General features: G+C 65.3%; 22 protein-coding genes and 1 pseudogene. 10 read left to right on the top strand and 13 right to left on the bottom strand.

Going from position 1 to position 17,099, the window contains the following annotated elements:
* Nucleotides 1-6 precede the first annotated feature (6 nt).
* Genes ACIP5Y_RS18565 through ACIP5Y_RS18580 form a run of 4 tightly spaced genes read right to left on the bottom strand, consistent with a single transcriptional unit; the run spans nt 7 to nt 3,808 of the window.
* Nucleotides 7-1,233, bottom strand: a complete 1,227-nt coding sequence (locus ACIP5Y_RS18565) for an argininosuccinate synthase domain-containing protein (protein WP_400351473.1) — start codon at nt 1,231-1,233, stop codon at nt 7-9.
* 21 nt (nt 1,234-1,254) lie between these two features.
* Nucleotides 1,255-2,085, bottom strand: a complete 831-nt coding sequence (locus tag ACIP5Y_RS18570) for an ABC transporter permease (protein ID WP_400351474.1) — start codon at nt 2,083-2,085, stop codon at nt 1,255-1,257.
* A gap of 12 nt (nt 2,086-2,097) precedes the next feature.
* Entirely contained in the window at nt 2,098-2,856 is a 759-nt protein-coding gene (locus tag ACIP5Y_RS18575; protein WP_400351475.1) for an ABC transporter permease, read from the bottom strand.
* A 1-nt stretch (nt 2,857) separates the two neighbouring features.
* A complete protein-coding gene (locus tag ACIP5Y_RS18580) occupies nt 2,858-3,808 on the bottom strand; it encodes an ABC transporter ATP-binding protein (RefSeq protein ID WP_400351476.1) in 951 nt (316 codons plus the stop codon).
* A 171-nt stretch (nt 3,809-3,979) separates the two neighbouring features.
* Here ACIP5Y_RS18580 and ACIP5Y_RS18585 point away from each other — a divergent pair, with 171 nt between their 5' ends.
* Nucleotides 3,980-5,275, top strand: a complete 1,296-nt coding sequence (locus tag ACIP5Y_RS18585; RefSeq protein WP_400351477.1) for a hypothetical protein — start codon at nt 3,980-3,982, stop codon at nt 5,273-5,275.
* On the opposite strand, the gene ACIP5Y_RS18590 is transcribed toward ACIP5Y_RS18585, so the two are convergent.
* Nucleotides 5,272-5,802: a dihydrofolate reductase gene (locus tag ACIP5Y_RS18590; protein ID WP_400351478.1), complete on the bottom strand. Its 531-nt coding sequence runs from the start codon at nt 5,800-5,802 to the stop codon at nt 5,272-5,274. The genes ACIP5Y_RS18585 and ACIP5Y_RS18590 overlap by 4 nt on opposite strands.
* 278 nt (nt 5,803-6,080) lie before the next feature.
* Between ACIP5Y_RS18590 and ACIP5Y_RS18595 the strand changes: the two genes are divergently transcribed.
* Entirely contained in the window at nt 6,081-7,289 is a 1,209-nt protein-coding gene (locus ACIP5Y_RS18595) for a methyltransferase (protein WP_400351479.1), read from the top strand.
* 9 nt (nt 7,290-7,298) lie between these two features.
* Here ACIP5Y_RS18595 and ACIP5Y_RS18600 read toward each other — a convergent pair whose 3' ends face one another.
* The gene (locus ACIP5Y_RS18600) at nt 7,299-7,823 is read right to left on the bottom strand and encodes a hypothetical protein (protein WP_400351480.1); all 525 of its coding nucleotides are present in this window, start codon (nt 7,821-7,823) and stop codon (nt 7,299-7,301) included.
* 39 nt (nt 7,824-7,862) lie between these two features.
* Between ACIP5Y_RS18600 and ACIP5Y_RS18605 the strand changes: the two genes are divergently transcribed.
* A complete protein-coding gene (locus tag ACIP5Y_RS18605) occupies nt 7,863-8,141 on the top strand; it encodes a hypothetical protein (RefSeq protein ID WP_400351481.1) in 279 nt (92 codons plus the stop codon).
* Between the two features lie 77 nt (nt 8,142-8,218).
* Here the strand turns inward: ACIP5Y_RS18605 and ACIP5Y_RS18610 are convergent, their stop codons facing one another.
* From ACIP5Y_RS18610 to ACIP5Y_RS18620, 3 genes are all read right to left on the bottom strand, one after another.
* A complete protein-coding gene (locus tag ACIP5Y_RS18610) occupies nt 8,219-8,575 on the bottom strand; it encodes a maleylpyruvate isomerase N-terminal domain-containing protein (RefSeq protein ID WP_400351482.1) in 357 nt (118 codons plus the stop codon).
* 148 nt (nt 8,576-8,723) lie between these two features.
* Complete coding sequence (locus ACIP5Y_RS18615) at nt 8,724-9,227, bottom strand: CD225/dispanin family protein (RefSeq protein ID WP_400351483.1); 504 nt, start codon at nt 9,225-9,227, stop codon at nt 8,724-8,726.
* Between the two features lie 301 nt (nt 9,228-9,528).
* Nucleotides 9,529-10,554, bottom strand: coding sequence for a YdcF family protein (locus ACIP5Y_RS18620; RefSeq protein ID WP_400351484.1), 1,026 nt, complete (start codon nt 10,552-10,554; stop codon nt 9,529-9,531).
* 182 nt (nt 10,555-10,736) lie between these two features.
* On the opposite strand from ACIP5Y_RS18620, the gene ACIP5Y_RS18625 reads away from it, so the two are divergent.
* The 3 genes from ACIP5Y_RS18625 (at nt 10,737) to ACIP5Y_RS18635 (ending at nt 13,295) form a co-directional block, all read left to right on the top strand.
* Nucleotides 10,737-12,098 carry a TIGR01777 family oxidoreductase gene (locus tag ACIP5Y_RS18625; protein ID WP_400351485.1) on the top strand — a complete coding sequence of 454 codons (1,362 nt, stop codon included), beginning with the start codon at nt 10,737-10,739 and terminating at the stop codon, nt 12,096-12,098.
* 34 nt (nt 12,099-12,132) lie between these two features.
* A complete protein-coding gene (locus ACIP5Y_RS18630; RefSeq protein WP_400351486.1) occupies nt 12,133-12,546 on the top strand; it encodes a VOC family protein in 414 nt (137 codons plus the stop codon).
* 257 nt (nt 12,547-12,803) lie between these two features.
* Nucleotides 12,804-13,295, top strand: a complete 492-nt coding sequence (locus tag ACIP5Y_RS18635) for a hypothetical protein (RefSeq protein WP_400351487.1) — start codon at nt 12,804-12,806, stop codon at nt 13,293-13,295.
* Between the two features lie 97 nt (nt 13,296-13,392).
* Here the strand turns inward: ACIP5Y_RS18635 and ACIP5Y_RS18640 are convergent, their stop codons facing one another.
* A complete protein-coding gene (locus ACIP5Y_RS18640; RefSeq protein ID WP_400351488.1) occupies nt 13,393-13,734 on the bottom strand; it encodes a MerR family transcriptional regulator in 342 nt (113 codons plus the stop codon).
* 247 nt (nt 13,735-13,981) lie between these two features.
* Between ACIP5Y_RS18640 and ACIP5Y_RS18645 the strand changes: the two genes are divergently transcribed.
* From ACIP5Y_RS18645 to ACIP5Y_RS18655, 3 genes are all read left to right on the top strand, one after another.
* Nucleotides 13,982-14,587: a PAS and ANTAR domain-containing protein gene (locus tag ACIP5Y_RS18645; RefSeq protein ID WP_400351489.1), complete on the top strand. Its 606-nt coding sequence runs from the start codon at nt 13,982-13,984 to the stop codon at nt 14,585-14,587.
* Between the two features lie 89 nt (nt 14,588-14,676).
* The gene (locus tag ACIP5Y_RS18650; RefSeq protein WP_400351490.1) at nt 14,677-14,850 is read left to right on the top strand and encodes a CsbD family protein; all 174 of its coding nucleotides are present in this window, start codon (nt 14,677-14,679) and stop codon (nt 14,848-14,850) included.
* A 233-nt stretch (nt 14,851-15,083) separates the two neighbouring features.
* A complete protein-coding gene (locus tag ACIP5Y_RS18655) occupies nt 15,084-15,338 on the top strand; it encodes a CsbD family protein (protein WP_400351491.1) in 255 nt (84 codons plus the stop codon).
* 131 nt (nt 15,339-15,469) lie between these two features.
* Here the strand turns inward: ACIP5Y_RS18655 and ACIP5Y_RS18660 are convergent, their stop codons facing one another.
* The 3 genes from ACIP5Y_RS18660 to ACIP5Y_RS18670 form a co-directional block, all read right to left on the bottom strand.
* Nucleotides 15,470-16,030 (bottom strand): TerD family protein, encoded by a 561-nt coding sequence (locus ACIP5Y_RS18660; protein WP_400351492.1) that lies wholly within the window; start codon nt 16,028-16,030, stop codon nt 15,470-15,472.
* Between the two features lie 250 nt (nt 16,031-16,280).
* Nucleotides 16,281-16,436, bottom strand: coding sequence for a DUF6131 family protein (locus tag ACIP5Y_RS18665; protein WP_400351493.1), 156 nt, complete (start codon nt 16,434-16,436; stop codon nt 16,281-16,283).
* A gap of 91 nt (nt 16,437-16,527) precedes the next feature.
* On the bottom strand, nt 16,528-16,728 hold the full coding sequence (locus tag ACIP5Y_RS18670) for a hypothetical protein (RefSeq protein WP_400351494.1): 201 nt from the start codon (nt 16,726-16,728) through the stop codon (nt 16,528-16,530).
* Nucleotides 16,729-16,797: 69 nt separating this feature from the next.
* On the opposite strand from ACIP5Y_RS18670, the pseudogene ACIP5Y_RS18675 reads away from it, so the two are divergent.
* Nucleotides 16,798-16,980: pseudogene (locus tag ACIP5Y_RS18675) on the top strand (DUF6328 family protein); the annotation flags it as partial.
* Nucleotides 16,981-17,099: the final 119 nt, after the last annotated feature.

Genomic DNA, 17,099 nt, shown 5'->3' on the forward strand with positions numbered 1-17,099 from the left:
GCGCCGTCACCAGAGGCCGTCGTGCCCGCTGCGCACCGCATCGGCGATGGTGGCCTGGGTCAGCCAGGGCCCGTAGGAGTATCCGCTCATCCAGCGCGTGAAGTCTTGGCCGAAACGCGAGTAGTACAACCCGTTCTCCGACTTCAGCCGCAGTACGCGCACGGCCCCGCGATGCAGTCGCAGGCCCAGGGTGCCGGTGAGCGGCTCGTCCAGATCGGCCAGGCAACGCGAAAGGCTCTGGGCCAGATGGCCGTACCAGCCGCCGTGCACGACCAGGTCGGTCCACTCCCGGGCGAGGGCGGCGCGGATGGTGTGCTCGCGCATCCCGTAGACGGCATTGGCCAGGGCCCGGTGCGCGGTGGTGATGACCGTGGCGGCGGGAGCCTCGCGGACCTCGTGGTTCTTCACGCCGAACGGGGTGTCCTCGAGCCCGGAGAAACGCCCGACGCCGTGCAGTCCGCCGAGTTCGTTGAGCACGGGCACCAGATCGCCGAGAGTCGTCGGCTGACCGTCCAGTTCGACGGGCAGCCCGCCGGCGAAGCGCAGCTCGATCTCGGTGCCGCCGGCGGGACAATCGTCGATATCGCGGGTCCAGGTGAAGACGGTCTCGTCGAGGGTCACCTCCGGGTCCTCGACGCCGCCGGATTCGATGACGCGCGCCCACGGATTGGCGTCGACACTGTAAACGCCCATGTCGAAACCGATTCCGGCCTCCTGCAATACCTGCACCTTGACCTCGCGGGGGATGTGCGAGCCCAGGAACGGTGCGGCGACGACCAATTCGCGGTCGAGCGCCGCCAGCGAGGCGCTCAGGCGCAGCGAGCTGTTCTGGGTGTAGGTGGCGGTGTGCGCGACGGCATCACACCCGAACTGGCCGGCCACATCGACGGCGACCTTGGCCATGAGCGGCCGGGTCAGCGTCGAGCCCACGGGGTATTGGCCCTGATAGTAGGCATCGGCATGGATTGCGGGCGGCAGGAATCGGGTGAAGAACTCCTGGGAGGCGTCCACGGTGTGCAGGCTCACCCCGAAGGTGGCGGCCCGCCGTTTGGCGAGGTCCGAGTCGACCTCACCGGCCTCGCCGATGCGGACCTGCAGGGCGGTCACCTCGATACGGCGGCGGGCCAGCCACTGCAGCAGATAACTGCCGTCCACCCCACCGGAATACAACACCAGGACGTGGCGCGGAGCGGTGGTTTCCAGCTCGTCCAGCGAGCTGATGAAGTGAGGCATCGAAACTCCTGTCGGGAAGGTTCACGCGTGCAGGTCGGCATCGACCCGCCGGGTGGCGAAAACGAGTCCGGCGGCGGTCATGAGCACCAGGTAGCCGGCGTGCACGAGCATTCCGGTGCCGTAATCGCCGACGGTGATGCCGCGTAGCAGCTCGATCGCGTGATACAGCGGGGTGAGTTCGGCGAAAACCTGCGCCCAGGACGGGTATTGGGACACCGGGAAGAACGTGCCCGAGAACAGGAACAGCACGGTCTGGCCGACGGTGACGATATCGAAGTCCTGCCAGCCACGCAGCAGCATGGCCAGCCCGATACCGACGGCACTGAACGCGGCATTGATGAGAACGGTCGCGGCGAAAGCGACCACGGCATTACCGATTCCGACGAGTCCGGCCAGCGCCAGCACGATGACGAAGATGCCGCTGAGCATGGAAACCCGCAGGATCTCCCACAACCAGTCGCCGACCACGATTTCCCGGGTGGTGATCGACGTCGTCGAAATCATGCGGAACATGCCGTGCTGCTTGTGCCGGGTATAGAAGCTGAACACCGACGCCGAGATCGCGCCGGACATGCAGGACACGGCAAGCATTGCGGGAGAGACGAAATGCAGATAGTTCATGGTCTGGCCGTCGGTGGTGATCCGGCGGTTCACCAGACTGCCGACGCCCAGACCCAGCGCCAGCAGATACAGCACGGGCTCGAGGACCGCCGAGAGCCAGATCGCACTGAACAGCGTCACCCCGCGCCGATGCTTGAACGTGAACACGAACATGGGTTCCAGCACGGTGAGAACATGAACCGGGAACGCCCGATCCGGTGCGGCGGAACCGGTGGAGACAACGGTAGCCATGGTGTCGGGACCTCAATCGTCGAGACGGCGTCGGAACGAGCGCTTCGCCAGCCACCAGCCGGCGACCAGCCACACCAGCAGATAGGCGGCATGGCCTGCGGCGGACAGCAGCGGGGGATTACCGAAAGTGAAGTCCCGCAACAGGATCACCGCATGGGTGAGCGGTGAGAAGTAGGACAGCGGCTGCAGGAAGACCGGCAACTGGCTGACCGGGAACAGCACACCGGAGAACAGCACCGCGGGCAGGATCAGGAAGCGGCCCAGCAGCAGGAACCAGTCCACATCGTCGATCGCCGCCGAGAAGGCCGTGGTCGGTGCGGCGACGGCGATCGAGACGAGCCCGGCGATGAAAGGCGCGGACACGGCCAAGCCGGGCGTCACCGCACCGAAAGCCCACGCCACGATCAAGAAAGCGCCGGTGGCGACCTCGGTGACGATCAGGACATAGAGTAGCCAGCCGAGCACCATATCGGGGACGCGGACCGGCGTGGAACGCATCGCGTGAATCCCGCCCACCCACTTGAATTCGCTCAATACCCCGTAGGTGGATTCGTTCGCGCCGATCTGGAACGCGGTCGAGGCGAGCAGGCCCGGTGCGATCCATTTCAGGTAATCGTGGCCGCCGATGGTGTGCACGTAATGCCCGACCCCCCAGCCCATGCTGACCAGGAACAGGATCGGCAGAATGAAGAACGAGAACGCGGAGGCCCGCCACAGCCGCTGATACAGCTTGACGTGCCGTTCGAGGACGGTGACCGCTTGGGGAGCCATGTCATTCCGCCAGGGTTCGTCCGGTGAGGCGCAGGAAGACGTCCTCCAGCGTGGACCGGCGCACGGTCACCCGGGTCGGCGACAATCCGCGGCGATGCACCTCGCTGACCGCGCTGTCACCGTGCGGGACATAGAGAATCACCCGGTCGGGCAGGATGTCGAACTGCTCGGCGATGCCGCCGAGCAGCAGCGTCGTCTCCTCGGTCGGGCTGTCCGGGAACCAGAGTTCGACGACCTCCTGGCCGGCGTGCTCCTTGATCAGCACCTGCGGCGTGCCCTCGGCGACAATGTGGCCGCGGTCGATGATGACGATGCGGTCGCAGAGTTGTTCCGCCTCATCCATGTAATGCGTGGTGAGCACCAGGGTCGTGCGCTGCTGTTTGAGCTCGAGCAGGCGTTGCCACACGATATGGCGCATCTGCGGATCGAGTCCGGTGGTCGGTTCGTCGAGGAAGACCAGCTCGGGCGAATTGACCAGGCCGCGGGCGATGGCCAGCCGGCGCTGCATGCCGCCGGACAGGTCGTCAGCTCTGGTATCGGCCTTCTCGTCCAGTTGCGCGAAATGCAGCATCTCCTTACCGCGGCGGCGCGCCTCGGGCCGGGGATATCCGAAATATCGCGCGTAGGTCGTGAGGTTCTCGAGTGCGGTGAGATCGATATCGAGATTGTTCTCCTGGTGGACGATGCCCAGGTTCCGGCGGATTCGCGCGGCATCGCGGCGAGGATCGCGGCCCAGAACCCGCAGGTCGCCCGCGGTGGGCCGGGAAATGCAGCTGAGCATGCGCATCGTGGATGATTTCCCGGCGCCGTTCGGGCCGAGCAATCCGAAGAATTCACCCGAGTACACATCGATATCCACGGCGTCGACGGCGGTGAGGTCGGAAAAACATTTGGTCAATCCGCGCCCGCGGACGGCGATGCCGTCGAGCGGCGGATCGTTTTTCGTGTCCAAAGCGGAAATCCCCTCGCGAGTGGAGCATCGGTCGCATTGCTGAGGTCGTGATGCGGTAAGGCTAAACGGAAATATGCCCGCCGCGAAAGATGCTGTGCCAAGGAGTGCGAACAAAAGGGCATGCCCGAACGGCTAGTTACCATAATTCTTTATTATTGCCACTCTGGCGGTATGACGGACTCGGTCGATCTCATTATTCCGAACAATGCGGAGTTCAATCTTCGCAATTTTCCGCCCCGTTTCGACCGGGCGGCCGAAGCAAATTTCATCGCGGCCGGCGACATGCTCTCCGATCAGGCCGTCTTCTGGTCCACCGGGCCTCGCGTACTGGTGCTGGCCGACGGGACGGATCCGGAGTGGTTCGCCGACGTGCACCGCGTGCTGGAGGTCGACCCGCCGCCGGTCGTCAGCCCGGTGCGCCGGACCGGCCGACTGGTCGAGGATCTGCTCGCCGACGAGTCGGCGCTGGACGAGCTTCGTGAACTCCTGACTTCCCTCCGGGTGCGGATCCTGTGTGTGGGAATGGCTCCGGCGATGTATCGGCTGCTGGCCACGATCCAGGGCTGGGGTATCGAGGTCGAACTCGACGGCCCCGCGCAGGATGATTACTGGGCGAGTGTGTATCTGGACAACAAGCTCAGCTGCCTCGACCTGGCCGGTCGGATTCCGGGGTTCCGGGTCCCGCCCGGAGTCACGGTGACGACGCCGATGGAGTTGGAGGGTGCGCTGGGAGCGTTGGTCCGCGGCGGCGGCCAGGTGATCGTCAAGAGCATGCACGGTGTCAGCGGTGACGGCTCTGTTGTCGTCGGGCCGGCCGGTGTCTCCCCGGACACCTTCTGGGCCAATGCCTTTCATGATCCATTTCTGCGCACCTACCCCCTGCTCGTGCAGTCCTATCTGGACCACGCGCCGGATGCCGGGTGCCCCGCCGTCGATATCCTCGTCACCGAGACCGGCGTCGAGTCAGTCGTGCTGAGCACGATGACCGTCGACGTCAAACGATATGAATCGGTGGCAGTGGGGGAGAGCTGTGTCCCCGCCGATCTCCGTGCGCCACTACGCACTCTGGGCCACGAGGTAGGCAAGGCCGCCCACACACTCGGCTATCGAGGCTGGCTGTGTGCGGACTGCCTCGTGGACCGGCAGCGCGAACTCTACGTCACCGAGATCAATGCGCGCCGCAGCGGCGCGATGCATCCCATTGCGCTACTGGAACATTGGGGCACCGGGGACCCGGGCAGCGTCGCGCATTCGCACGACAGTATCCCGGCGCCGCCGGAGCCCGGCGGGCTCTCCTATGCCGAACACCTACGCCCGTGCTTCGACAAACTGTGGGCGGACGGCTACCGCGTGGTGCCGACCGCCGTTCGGGGACTGGGCCGTTCGGCTCCCATCTTCGCCGCGACCGCCGTCGCCGGCGATCCGGCCACGGCCCGATCCCTCATCGAGTCGATCCGGTGTGACTAGTTCTGATCGCCGGCCAGGTCTCGGTGTACATAGCCGCGGAACTCGTAAGTCAGCCCGCTTTCATCGGATTCGTGCGGGCCGCTGGTGTAGGCGAGCATGAAATCCTGCACCGGGATGTCCGGTGCGCGGGTATCACCGGCGATGTTCGCGGAGACATCGGTGACCGCGAGGACGGTGGCGAACTTCATTGCCTCCGAGAGTGTTTCGCCACCGCCGATGATCCAGGTCTCCTCCGGGTCGGTCAGGGCCAGGGCTTCCTCGAGGGTTCCGGCGGTCAGCACCGAGTCGTAGGACCAGTCGGGGGTGTGGGTGACGACGATATTGCGGCGATTCGGAATCGGGCGCACCTCATCGGGCAGGGAATTCCAGGTGTGGTGTCCCATGACGATCGGACGGCCGCCGGTGACCTCGTCGAAGTGCTTGAAATGCTCGGGGACGGTCCATGGAATTCCGCCGTCGAGACCGATCGTTCGGTGCCGGTCCTGAGCCCAGATCAAGCCGACGATGCGTTTGCCGGAATCGGTCATCGATGTGCTCGCCTTCTGTACGGGTGGTGTCGGTGCCGGTCGTGACCATAAGCGGAGCTAGCGCCTCCATATTAGCCGACGGGCACGAAGACCCCGTCTCGCGGGCATTCTGCGAGCCGCGGCGGCGAGCCGGATCGCAGGACGAGGGACGGTCTTGTCGCTTATGTCTGTACCGGGGCCGCCGCACAGTGATGTGATTGACCCGAGCCTCGCGCTCGGCTCGGGATCGCACCCGGCTGGCGGTTCGCGCATCGGTCATCACACTGGAGGAATTGCACATGGCACATCCCAAGAGTCCGGTCGAAGGCAGCACACTCCCGCCGGGCCGAGCGATTCCTCCGGAGCCGGGCAAGCCGGTCGCGGAACTCGGTGCCGACCGTGTTCGGGGGATTCGCCGTGAGTTGTTGCTGATGAAGGCTTTTCAGAGCCGGATCGGTGGTCCGATACTGCGGCGCTTCGCCGATCCCCAGCAGGTCCTGGAGACGGGGATGGCGTTCTGGTCCTCGCGGGTCGTGCTCACGGCGGTCGAGGCCGGTGTCTTCACCGAGCTGGCGGTGAGTCCGCGGTCGCAGCAGGATCTGATGGACCGCCTCGGGTGGCATCCGCGTGCTGCCGGCCCGTTCCTCGGCGCTCTGGTCGATATGGGATTGCTGCGGCGAAACCGTGCCGGGCTCTACGTGAACTCGCGTCAGGCCGCGCTGTTCCTCGACCGCGCCAAACCCAGTTACATCGGCGGGTTGATGGAGCTGTCGAGCACGCGGCTCTACGATCTGTGGTCGGGGCTGGGGGATCTGCTGCGGACCGGCAAACCGGGAGCGGTAGAGGAGCACGGAGAAAGCGAATTCTTCTCCTCGCTCTACGGTGATCCGGCGGCGCTGCGGAAATTCCTGGCCGGGATGACCGGAATCTCGACCGGCGAGGCCATGCTCATCGCCAAACGCTTTCCGTGGCAACGCTTCCGGACGTTCGCGGACATCGGCGCGGCGCAAGGGGCGCTGCCGGTGCGAGTCGGGCTCACCCACTCCCACGTCAGCGGGTTCAGCTACGACTTGCCCGCGGTGGGACCGATTTTCGAGGAGTACGTCGCATCGTTCGCGCTCGGCGACCGGATCCACTTCGTCGCCGGCGATATGAACGACGGTCCGCTGCCGAGTGTGGACGTGATCTGTTTCGGCCACCTGCTGCACGGCTACAGCGAAACCAAGCGGCGGGAAATGATCGGCAAGTCCTACGCGGCCTTGCCGCCCGGTGGCGCGCTGCTCGTCTACGACGCCATGACCGACCCGAGCCGCAGGAACAATCTCATCAGCTATCTCTCCAGCCTGAACATCATGCTGGAAATGCGGGAGGGCTTCGAAGCCACGACCACACAGTGCGAAGGCTGGCTTCGCGACGCCGGATTCGTCCACATCAAGAAGCGGCACCTGATCGGGCCGACCTCGATGGTGTTCGGCCGCAAACCGGGTCGACTGCCCGATGCGCCGTAGAGTCGTGCGCTACCGGCCCCGGTGGGTGTAGCCGGTGAGGAGTGCGGTGAGGATGTCGGTGAGGCGGGGCTCGACGTCGACGAGGGCGTGGGCGAGATCGGGGTCGGTTTCGTAGAGGGTGCGTAAAGCGGTGCCGGGCGCGGCCATTTGCCAGAGCGCGCCGGCCATCGCCGTGGCGGTGGCGATGACGTTCATCGCCTCGGAACCCTCTATGCCGGTGCGGGTTTCGACGGCGGCCGCCACGCTGACCGCGGCGTCGATGGCCGTGAGTTTGAAGTCTTTGACCACGGGTGCGGAGACGCCGCGTTCCAGGTTCAGGGGCACATGCGCGAGCAGGTCGCAGAACAGTGGCCGCTGGACGAGGGTGGCCGCCAGGCGTTCCGCCACCGCGCGTTCGGGCGCTCGACGCTGTGCGGCCGGTATCGCGTCGAGCGCACCGACCGCCGCGTGCGCCCATTCGGCCCACGCCGCCCTGGCCAATCGAAGGAAGATCTCTTCCCGCGTCTCGAAGTAGCGCAGCACCCGGGCAACCACCAGACCAAGATCTTCACCAAGATCGACGTCGCCGGGGGCGTGCCGCAGGACTACCTGGCGTCGTGGGAGAAATTCAATTCGCTGAACACGGTACGTTCCGACCCGGCCGGCACCGCCGACGTCATGTTCCGCATGGTCACCGACGGCGACCGCAAAAAGGTGCACTACTACAGCGGGCCCGACGGGGTAGCCATTCCGCGAGTCAAGCAACTGCTCGGACAGGATTGGTACTTCGAGGAACTCAGCGCCCGCCACCACTCCGAGGCCAGCCCACTGTGGAACGCACTGATGCCTGCCCCGGCACCCAGCCTCGAATAACGTTGGCGCTCAACGATGGTCGGGGTTTCTGCCCATCAGGCGTAGCAGTCGGTCCTGTCGTGTCCCAGCAGCGGTATTCACCTTGCCGGGAGCGGCGAAGAACCGGTGGGGTAGTCGAGAACCCGATGCAGGACTCCGGGCGCGGTGAACGCGGCACGGCAGTCCCGCACGGACTCGGTGTAGGCGAGCAGCGGATCATCGCCCATCGCATCGACGTCCCGCAGGCGCAGGAATTCATCACGGCTGCCGCCCTCGAGTAGCAACAGATAGTTGAGGTTTCCCCGAACCATATGGTTGACCAGCTGTCGCACATTCCATTCGGTGCAAGGCGTCGGCCAATCCCATTGGTCGGGCCGAGCCATCCGCAGCCGTCGCTCGAATTCGGCACTCGCCAGTACGAACCGGTCGACGATCCCGTCGAAAACGTCACTCACGCAACACAGTCTCCCCGCCATCGAAGTCCGGCACCGGCGGATATCGGACGGTGGTGCCCTCCGCGGCTGGGAAGGCTGAATCGTATGCGAGGCGCAGCGCCGGCGACGCCGGGTCTCTGCCGCCCCGCAGGCAGAGACCCGGATGTCGTCAGTGCGTCGGAGTGGGAGTGGGGGTGGTGGTCGGGGTGGGGACGGTGGTGCTGGGGCTGCCGCCGTTGTTCATCATCGGGTGATGGCCTTGGCCGAATCCGCGATTGCCGCCGCCGTGGCCGCCGTGCTGGCCTCCGTTGTTCCAGCCGCCGTGGTGGCCATGATGGCCGTGATGCACGAGCAGGAACATCATCAGGATGTAGGCGATCACGAAGAGCGCGAACAGGATTCCGCCGATGATCAGGGACAGGATGCCGAGGTAGCGGGCGCGGTGGGAGGCGTACCGGGCACCCTCGGTGTCACCCTCGCTCCACAGCGGGAAGACGTTGAGGGAGTGGGTGAATGCCGAGAACGAGAGTGGCCAGAAGAACAGCAGGGAGGTCACCGCCCAGCCGATATTGTTTGCTGGGCGAACCGTCTGGGTGGCGGCCTCCGGCGCTACCGGGACGGTGTGGGGTTCTTCGGGAATGGAGGCCGTGGCCTCCGGGTCGGGGGTGGTCATGGCGGGGTCCTTTTCGAATTACCTGGTCCGCGAGGTTTCGCGACCTGTGATGAGGTCGATTACGCGCTCGGTGCCTGGTAATTCACGGTGAGCCGCCGGTGAGCTTGCTACAGGATGGGTCCGAGGCCGCGGCGCCGCCCCGCGACCGGCCCGTTAACCTTGGCGTCCGGTCACGCGGGGATCGATCGGAATCACGCGCCGGTGTCGTCGTCGCCGGTGACGGCGACGACGCCGGGGCCACCAGCGGTGGTCTGTGGATCTTCTCAGCCGCAGGGCTCGAGCGCTCGCCCCGGACCCGGCCTTATCGCGGCGGCAGTGCGGCGTTGGCGATGACGGCGGTCAGAGCAGCCACTGTGATCGTTACCGCGGCCAGGTGAGCACGCCGGTAATGAGTGGCCAGTACGGCGAAGAACTCGCGCAGAAATGCCGCGGGCATGAAGTATCCGGCGGTGCGGGCGCCGACGACCTGGGCGTCGATTCCCAGCCGGCGGGTGAGCGCGGCCGTGCGCAGTACGTGGAAGTTGCTGGTGACGACTGTGATTCGGACTCTCTCGGCCGGTATGCCGCGAAGTGCGAGTTCGCGTATGCAGTTTTCGAGATTCTCGGCCGTATTGTGTGAATGCCGTTCTCGGACGACGACATTCATCGGAAGACCGCGGGCGGCCAGGTAGCGGGCCATGGCGTCGGCTTCGGACGTCGCCTCGTCGTCACCCTGACCGCCACAGGTGACGATCACGGGAAGAGCTCCTGCTGCTTCTGCAACCTGGTAGGCGCGGATACCTCGGTCGAGGCGCGCACCGAGCAGGGGAGTGACCGCTCTGCGATTGAGACCGCAGCCGAGGATCACGATCGCGTCGGCTTCGCAGCGATCAGGGAGATTGCTGTAGAGCAGCGCGTACCCGGCGAATGCGATCAGGTGCACCACCAGGTAGCCGCCGACCACACAGCACACGGCGATCAGCTGGGTAGTCCACGCGGGCACCCGAGGGTTTACGGCGACGACGGTGAGTCCGGTTGCCAGCAACATCAGTCCCGCGCCGACCACCAGGGGAGTACACGTCGTCGGCGACCGGCCTTCGTGCCGGATGACAGCGAACCCGTTGGCCACCAACGCCATGCCCACGACACAGGTACCGAATGCGGTGGCGGCAATCCACTCGGAACGTGACGGCACACCCATATCGGGCCCTGCGAGGAATACACCGGCACCGCTCCCGAGCAATGCGACGGCCACGAGCAGGATGAGCCCTGTCGACAACCGTCGCGGTTCGTGCGCCACACGAAATCCGCCGACGATCATCAGAAGTGAACCGGTCGACAGCAACACCGCAGTCTCCACCTGTCCGCCCGCCCTTCGCAGTCAGTACAACCGGCATCAGCACTTGTGCACAGTCGATTCCCCGTCCGTACCGAACCAAACGGCCTTTCATCGGCCTGGGCGACAATCTGGCAAGCGCACACCGATGCACATTCGCTTCGAGGGACTGTGTAGCGACTACCGTGGGGTTGGTGGGCATCGAATGCTCGACCATCGTCGCGGCTCCCCGAGCCGAAGTGTTCGACTGGTTCGGCAGGCCGGGCGCGTTCACACGACTGGCACCCCCGTGGCAGCCGGCCGCCATCGAGTCCGAGGCAGAATCCCTCGCCGACGGCCGAGCCGTGCTGCGGTTGCCGGGTGGCTTGCGGTGGGTGGCGCAGCACAGTGCCGCGGACTTCGACCCGCCACGGCGATTCGTCGATCGGATCGCCATCGACGGATATCGCTCGATGCCATTGGGGCGCGTATTGCCGTGGCAGCACATCCACGAATTCGAGGTCGTCGACGATGGCCACACCCGCCTCGTGGACCGGGTCGACACCCCGATTCCCGACGCCCTGCTCCGGCCCATGTTCGACTATCGCTACCGCCAGATCTCCGGCGACCTGGCGGCCCATCGCAGAGCTGCCGCACAGGGATTCGAGAAATCCACGATCGCCATCACCGGCGCCTCCGGCCTCGTGGGGTCGGCGCTGTCGGCGTTCCTGACCACCGGCGGTCACCGCGTCATCAGCCTGGTCCGCCGCGCGCCGGCCAATGCCTATGAGCGGCAGTGGGATCCGGAGTCGCCGTCGGCGGATCTGTTGGAGGGCGTCGACGCCGTGATCCATCTGGCGGGTGCCTCCATCGCCGGTCGATTCACTGCCGCGCACAAACAGGCCATCGCAGACAGCCGCATAGAGCCGACCCGCAGGCTCGCCGAGCTGGCCGGGTCAACCGGCGTCAGCACCTTCGTCAGTGCCGCCGCGATCGGATACTACGGCGCGGACCGCGGCGATGAACTACTCGATGAAACTGCCGCACGCGGCACAGGATTCCTCGCCGACGTGGTCGCGGACTGGGAAGCTGCCGCACTTGCCGCCGAAAACGCGGGCACCCGGGTGGTTATGGTGCGCACCGGCATCGTGCAATCACCGCGCGGCGGCACACTGCGCCTGCTGCGCCCATTGTTCACGGCCGGGCTGGGCGGGCCCCTCGGCGACGGCCGCCAATGGCTGTCCTGGATAGGTATCGACGACCTGATCGACATCTACCACCGCGCATTATGGGACTCCGGGTTGTCCGGACCCGTCAATGCCGTTGCACCACAACCAGTTCGAAACCTCGACTATACCCACGCCCTGGCACGAGTACTGCACCGCCCGGCGATCCTGCCGATTCCTCGGTTCGGCCCCGCCTTGTTGCTCGGCCGCGAGGGAGTGGAGCAGCTCACCGCGGCCAGTCAACGCGTCCTACCTGATCGCCTGACCGCCGCCAGGCACCACTTCCGTAGCCAGGACATCGAATCCACTCTCGGCCACCTCCTGGGCCGCGGCACCAGCGGAGCCGGTTAACGGTCGAGCGCGAACAGGTATCGGAGGGATCGTCATGGATATCGCGTTCATCGGCAGTGTCGCGGTAATCAGTCCGGATGCGTCGGCCAGCAAGGGCTTGTATGTCGATGCGCTCGGATTGCCGCTCAATGGTGAACCGGATGGCTACCGCCACAGCGAGGACATCGAGGGCAGCAAGAGCTTCGGCATCTGGCCCCTGGAGCGGGCTGCGCAGGCATGTTTCGGCACCGTCGAATGGCCGGCGGACAGGCCGATCCCACAGGCGAGCATCGAGTTCGAGGTCGGGGATGCCGAGGGCGTTCAGGACGCCGCGGATGAACTGGCACGGAAGGGGTTCACCCTCCTGCACGGTGCCCGAGTGGAGCCATGGGGACAGACGGTGGCTCGCCTGCAATCACCCGAGGGCCTGATCATCGGACTTTCCTACGCACCCGCTTTACAGTCGTAGCGGTTGACCGGTCGCTGCCGGCGCGGGATTCGGAGCCACGTTCTCGAGAAACACCTGGGGGCGATAGCCATTTGGGTGTGCGGTTGAATCGCGCGGTCGATCGTGCACGTTACGTGATTGTGGGCCCCCAGAATTCGCAGCTGTTGTTCGGGACGGGTCACTCCTAGAGTTCTATGCGGCATAATCCTCGAGCGGAGTGTGATGAAATCGCCTCTGCTACAGCAACTCCCGCAGGTAGTCAAAAGAAGGAGCACGATTTGAAGCGTCAAAGCCTTACTCGTCTGGGCTCGTGCGCCGCCGGCATCGCGGTGCTGGCCGCGACCACGGTGTCGATGGCCGCGACGGCCGCCGCCGACGACTGGATCCAGGTTTCGGGCACGGTGCAGTGCGTCAACCAGACGTACACGCTCACTGTGCCGGCCATGAGGATCGAGACGGGCATCTCGTCCTACTACTTTCTGGACGGCCCGAACCTGAGCAGCGCCACCATGATCGGCAGCGAGCAGCCCATCTCCCACGGCCAGGACGCTACGGCCTCGTGGACTCCCACCTACAGTGGTGCCCACACGCTGTGGTGGCGTGGCATCCAGCCCGGCGGCGGGGGCACCATCGGCCCGCAGACGGTCAATGTGGTCGACCACGCGCCCGCGGGCCAGAGCTGCAGTCCGACCACGGGCGGCGGCACCGGGACCGGCAGCGCCGACTCCCTGCCGATCATCGGCCCGCTGCTGAGCCAACTGGGTCTCTGAAGGCTGCACCCGCGCTGGACGGGCTCATCGAGCGAGCTGCCGGCGAGCCGAGGCTCGACCCCGGGGGATAAGCAGATGGGCTCCGGCGCTGCCGGTTTCACGATTCGCGGCGTAGGCGCTGGTTGTCGCTCGTCAGGTGCCGGTTGCGGGCGTGCAGGTCGGCATTGGCGTCTTCGAGATCGATGATGCGGGCGATCGCCGCAAGATTGATGCCCTGTCCGGCCAGGTCCGTGATTCGCCGTAGCCGGGCGAGATCGTCGCCGCTGTAGCGGCGGGTGCCGCCCGGGCTGCGCGAGGGTGTCAGCAGTCCGTGCTGCTCGTAGAGGCGCAGTGTCTGCACGGTGACGCCGGCCAGCTCGGCAGCGACAGAGATGCCGTAGACGCCGCGGCCGGACTCGGGCAGATGTCCATCAGCCGGGGAGGGTCCCGGTTCGTTCAACGCTTCCCCTCTCGTCGCAGAAACTCTCTTGTACAGTCTTGCACTCATCCAGCGTCGGCTCTTGAAGAAATCTATTGTATCTTCGGCAGATCTTCTGTATTAGTGTCGTAAAATTGTCGTGCCCACCAGCCGTGGGCGCACCCACGAGACTTCGGCAGGAGGAACGTTGATGACCCGCGAACGAAGCCCACACCTTGCGACCGGGCTGTTGTCTGTTGCGAAACCTTCCTCACCGCGGCTGGGGCCTATGACGGGTAGTTTCCGATTCTGGTTCGCCACGCAACGCTGGGAGTGGTCGCCGGAGCTGTACCGCATGCACGGCTACACCCCGGGCGAGCTCGAGCCGACCACCGATCTGCTACTGGCGCACAAACATCCGGACGATCGCGAACATGTCGCCGCCACCATCGCGCGGTCCATCAACGAGGGCGAACCGTTCTCGAGCCGGCACCGTTTCGTCGACACCACCGGTGCGGAACATACGGTCATGGTCGTCGCCGACCGCATCCTCGGTGACGACGGCGAGCCGGTCGGCACGGCGGGCTTCTATGTCGATCTGTCGAGCACCCTCGCCGAGGCCGAGCAGGATCTGGTCACCCAGCGGCTGCCGGAGATGGTCGAAGCCAGGGCGGTGATAGAACAAGCCAAAGGCGTGCTCATGCGCATGTACCGCATCAACGCCGAACAAGCATTCAAGGTGCTGATCTGGCGGTCCCAGGAAACGAACACCAAACTGCGCGCACTGGCCACTCAATTGCTCGTCGATCTGATGGAGGTGCCGCCGCCGCTGCCCGCGACCGTTGCCGCGTTCGATCACATCCTGCTGACCGCGCACGAGCGCATACCGCGCTGACGGCACGGGTTTGGAACCCGCGGAGCCGGCTATGGCGGGAACGGCGCGGTGGAGAAAGACGGCGCGCCATCTGTGGAAAGGAAACCCGCATGAGCGCCACCGACAAGGCGAAGAACAAGTTCGACGACATTGCCGGGCAGGCCAAGGAAAAGGCCGGCCAGGCGACCGGCGACCGGAGCAAGGAAAACGAAGGCAAGCTCGATCAGGCCAAGGCGAACCTCAAGGACGCCGGCGAGAAGGTCAAGGACGCCTTCCGCGACTGAGTACCTTGCCATTTCGTGTCAGGGCCGGGAGTACCCGCATCGGGCGCTCCCGGCCCGCTCGCCGAAGATCCAGACAGTCCTGCGAACTCGTTCTGCCCGTTTTTCGGCTGCGTACACGCCGAGGGATCGATCGATCCGGGCATTGTCGGAAGGCTCACAGTTCGATTGAACAAGATCCTTCCGGGCATACCGCTGATGTCCCAGTGACACAGCGAATTCGGAGGTAGGGCATCGTGTCCGAGCACAACAGTGGTCCGCGTGAAGGACTGGAAGGCGTCGTCGAGGGCATCAAGGGGAAGGCCAAGGAGGTCGCCGGGGTCGTCTTCGGAAGCGACGATCTTCAGGGCGAAGGGCGGGCTCAGCAGGACAAGGCGGACGCCCAGCGCGAGGCGGCGCTGAAGGAAGCGGCCGCGGAGAAGGAGCGTGCGAAGGCCGCCGTCGACGAGCAGATTCAGCGGGGCTATCAGCAGGAGCAGCAGGATCGCTAGCTCGATCCTTTTCGCGCCGAATCGTTGAAGGGGTTGCGGGACAAAGATGTCCGGCAACCCCTTCGACATTTCCGAACGCCTCCCGCGACATTGTGCAGGAGGCGTTCGGCAAACTTTGCTCCCGTAATGCGCTAGGGGAGATAAGGCGCCAAATACGGCACAGCCTCTGCGACATGAGTCGCCGGGATCCCGGCCCCGATGCCGATGAATTCCCAGCCTGCCGGAGTGCGGGCCAGTTTCCCCACCACCAATGCCGTGTGCGGGCCACCGGTCAAGGCGAAGCGGGCGATCTGGATGAGGGATTCGGCATCGTCGATGCGGCAGTACGCATTCTCGATACCCTCGAAAGGCATTGCGGTATAGGACGTTACGATGGTGATGACGGAGGTCACCGCGGGCGATATTCGGCCCAGTGCCGCGACGATCGTTTCGCTGTCACCGCGACCCTCACCGGTGAGATTGTCGCTGGTATGGCGGATGGATCCGTCCTGTGAGGACAGATGCTCGTGGTACACCACATCGAGCAGTCGATCGCCGCCGAACAGGAGGGCAGCGATATTGAGGTCGATTCGCGCGGCCACCGGCAGCATCGCCTCGACATCCACCTCCGGTTCCGGTGCGGGATCCCATCCAAGAGCCAACGTAATGCATTCGAGCGCCATGGGATCGGCGTTCTGTAGTGGTACCGACACCGGTTTTCCTTCTGATCCGAAATGTGTCCCGTTTACATATGGGACGTGCCCGCCGTAGCGGATCCGAAACCGGCTACGACCGCATCAGGTGAAAACGGATCCGGAAAATGCAGTGGCAGGATCCGGCGACTTCGGCCGCCGGAACCTGCCACGTGAACTGTTCCCGCAGAGGCGATCTCATTCCTCGAACGATCCCGGCCGGCTACGCCCCGCCGGCTCAGGGGCGAGGTCGGCCGGTCGGCAGTGCGGGTCAGTAGTAATGGCCGCGCCCGCCGATGGGCCGTCCCACCGCGCCGAGCAGCGCGAGTACTGCGCCGACGACGAGGAGGATGACGCCGATGGTCGTCAGAATCGGAATACCGATCAGATACCCCACGACGAGCAATATGAGTCCGAGGACGATCATGAGAATTCCTTCGCTGGAAGGGTTTTGACGCTCATGCAATGCCCGGCCCCTCGGCTGTCAAACCCGTGCGGCGGCTGGAGTCGGGATTTCCTCACTTCTTGCCGAGTGCTTCGGCGAGTTCGGATTTGGAGATCCGGGAGCGGCCGTGGATGTTGCGCTGTCGGTCCTCGTTGTAGAGCTGATCGCGGGTCAGGCCTTTCGGGCCGGCTTTGCCGGAACGCCGTCCACCGCGCTGCTGGGGTGACCTGCAAGCAGCCCGCAATGCCGCCCTACCCGGGTGCTGCCGGTCCAAACGCGCCTCGATTGAAACGGAGGGTTCCGGGTAGACGGCGAAGATCAGCGGCAGGAGAGGGGGGTCACGATGCCCAGCGAGGGCGGCGCCGATACACCGGCTTCGAACGGCAGGCACGAGACCGAAACCGAAAAGCTGGATCGTAATTGGGCCAGCCTCATGCAGGAATTGCGGGTAGTGCAGACCGGTGTGCAGTTGCTGACCGGCTTCCTGCTGACCCTGCCGTTCCAGAATCGGTTCGCCGGACTCTCCACACCGTAGTCGAGGGTCATGACCGCGATACAGGAGATTCCCAATGGAAGCGCCTGCGGCCGTGGATATTCCGCGTACCGCCAAGGTTCTGGCCAGGTCGGCGCCGAGGCGGGCCGGTG

This window comes from Nocardia sp. NPDC088792 (genome assembly GCF_044750615.1).
In the GTDB taxonomy this organism is placed as follows: domain Bacteria; phylum Actinomycetota; class Actinomycetes; order Mycobacteriales; family Mycobacteriaceae; genus Nocardia.